Below are 2,333 nucleotides of genomic sequence, written 5' to 3' on the forward strand. Positions count from 1 at the left end.
GAACCTAAGGAAATAAATATAGAATTGACAAAAGGATACGATGTTGAATTCACAAGTAATTCTACTACAGATCAAAATGTAGAAGTCAAAGATAGTTTAGATAATTTAATAGAAACTTCTACACCAAGTAAATACAACTTAAATCCAGGAAAATACACATATACATTAAAAGCAGATGGATATGAAACTGTACAAGGTGAATTTGAAGTTGTGGACAAGGACTTAGGAACAATTTCAGTTGAACTTAAAAAAGTATATGATTTAAGCTGGTACGATGCTGATAAGACAGAATATACTATAAATACGAAGGAAGAGCTTTTAGGATTTAATGCAATATTAAATAGTAAAACAACTAGTGTTCAAGGAAGTAATTTCTCAGGAAAAACTATAAAATTAGGTAAAGATATAGTATTAAATAGCGATGACAAATTTACAAAAGACAATGATGGTAAAACAACTGTAAGTGAAGACGCCGCTGTTTGGAGTGTAGGCGGACAATTCGCAGGAACATTCGATGGAAATGAACACGCTATAAAAGGATTATACTTGGGAAGTAGTTATTCTCAAGCATTATTCCAAAGTAACAATGGTACAGTGAAGAATTTAACAATTACAGGATATCTAACTGGAGGATACTTAGGTAGTATAGCTGTATACAATTATGGAACAATCGATAATTGTACAAATAAAGCTACTATAGAAAGTACAGGCTCATATTCAGATACAGGAGGTATAGTATCACAAAATCAAAGTAACGCTACTATAATCAACTGTACTAACCTAGGAGAAGTAAAAGGTTACAGATATGTAGGTGGTATAGCAGGAACTGGAGACGGTAAATTAAATAACAACGTAAATAAAGCAGCAGTATCAGCAATGGGAAGCAATTCCTCAATGATAGGTGGTATAGCAGGATATGTATCTTCTGGTTCTGAAATATCTAATAACTATAACCTTGGAGATGTAACTGGTGGCTCAAAAATAGGTGGTATAATAGGAGTTGTAAATAGATCTGGAAATACAATTAAGAACAATGTAAACTATGGAAATATAAACGCTAGTTCAGAAGTAGGTGCTTTAATTGGTTCTATATATAGCGATGATGTTACTACATCAGATTTAGCTAATAACTTCTACCAAAAAGGAACAGCTACAGGAGCTATAAATGGTAAAGACGTAGAAGATAAGGCTGAAGCTAAATCATCAAAAGAATTAGCAGACGGTTCAGTAGCTACATTACTTAACAGCGCTATAACAGATGAAAATGGATACAAATCATGGGCAGTAATAGATGGAAAAACAGTATTTGGAAGCTGTGATTTATCAATAACTGCAAGTGTACAAGGTGCAACAGTAAAACTTTACGATTATAAAGGAAATGAAATAAAAGCTATTTCAGGAACTACTGGTGTATACGATGGACTTAGAAAAGGATCTTTATACAAATACGAAGTAACTAAAGAAGGTTTAAACACTGAAACAGGAACTGTAATAATGGGTAATGAACCTCAAACAATATATGTTGAGCTTAGCGCAACAGTTTACGTTACAGTAAGTAAGGATGGAGAATTTAAGTTGGCAAACGACGATGAAACAAAACTTACAAGAATACCAATAACAGCTACAAACTTTGATGTAACTGATTACGGTTACCCAAGTGTATACAACAGTGACGATTATCCAACATTACTTAACGTATTTATTAAATTCCACGAATTATACGCAGGTGGAGCAGAAAACTTCTCAGGAACATCAAATAATAGTCCAGCTACAGGAAACGACTTATTTATAACTAAGTTCTTAGGAGTTGAAACTACACAATTATGCTACTATGTAAACAATAAGTATCCAGGAGAATGGTTAGAAGAGGAAGGATACACTTGGGGTTCTGCAGTAGATTATATCAAGATGAAAAATAATGACGATGTAAATGTAACAATGTTTACAGATTACCAAGTTCCAATGTTCTACACTTACTTCGATAAACAAGAAGCCACAGTGAAACAAGGACAAAACTTAGAATTAACTTTAAGTGGATTCAATAATGCTGATGCTTATTTAGCTCCAGAAGGTCAAGCTATTTCAGGTGCTACTATCTACGTAGATGGCGAAGCCACTGACATAGTTACAGACAAAGATGGTAAGGCAAAATTAATGTTTGACGAACCAGGAACATATATAGTTTCAGCACAAGGTACTGATTTAAGTCTAAGCGATAGCGAAGAAACTGTAATAACAGCTCCAGTTTGTGAAGTAACAGTTACAGAAGCTGATGATATAACTGTAAGCTTTGATGCTGATAACGGCGAAGCCGTAATTTCGAAGGTTACAAA

1 protein-coding gene is annotated in these 2,333 nt (G+C 33.7%); it reads left to right on the forward strand.

Annotation, left to right across the window (positions count from 1 at the left end; translation table 11 throughout):
* A partial coding sequence (locus MR593_RS04345) for a hypothetical protein (protein ID WP_290687206.1) occupies positions 1-2,333 on the forward strand: 2,333 nt, incomplete at both ends.

Source organism: Intestinibacter sp., assembly GCF_022780145.1.
Taxonomy (GTDB): Bacteria; Bacillota; Clostridia; order Peptostreptococcales; family Peptostreptococcaceae; genus Intestinibacter.